Annotated in this window: 1 protein-coding gene; it reads right to left on the bottom strand. The window is 64.5% G+C overall.

From position 1 onward, the window contains the following. Window positions 1–478 (bottom strand): DUF222 domain-containing protein (locus ACPXCG_RS23970; RefSeq protein ID WP_425794894.1); only part of this gene is annotated, 478 nt, incomplete at its 3' end. Window positions 479–622 lie beyond the last annotated feature (144 nt).

The raw sequence follows: 622 nt of genomic DNA, 5'->3' as shown, positions 1-622 counted from the left end.
CGATCTGCCCATCCACCTCGGCCATACCGGCGTGGCCGTCGAGCAGATCGGTCCGGGCGATGATCGAGGACACCCGAGCCGGGGAGATCTGTCCATCACGTAACCGCTCGGACACCTGCGGCAACCGATCCCGCAACGCCAGCGCCTCACGAACCAGTTGCTCGGCAGCCTGCTGGGAGACACTCAACGCCAACGCGACCCGGGCGGCGCAGTCGGCGAACCCGTCCACCACCAGAATGTCCTCCGGCCGTTCCTCGGGTCCGACGAGACGGTCATGCAGTTCGGCGGCCAACTGGTAGTCGTGCCACGCCAGATACGCCCGGCCACGCTGCGTCGCCGCCATCGACCCCAACAGCCTGTTGGCATCCACCTCATCGATGCCCTCGGCATGCAGGTGTCCGGTGAACAACGGCGCCAACTCAGGCCACGGTGAGGCCTCACCCCACCACGACGACAACCGCCAATCCGGACCCGACACCGAACACGCCTTCCCCACAGAGAACAGGACACGGCGAAACCACACGTCCCACATATCTCTGAAAGAAGACCCGCCCGTCAGGGCTGATCCGACATCAACACTTCGATTCCGCTGACAACCAACCTATTACACCGCACCGACAAG

The organism is Gordonia sp. DT218, assembly GCF_049847105.1.
Lineage (GTDB): Bacteria > Actinomycetota > Actinomycetes > Mycobacteriales > Mycobacteriaceae > Gordonia.
Note: the sequence above shows the minus strand (reverse complement) of the source record. Positions and strands in the feature narration are given on the sequence as shown.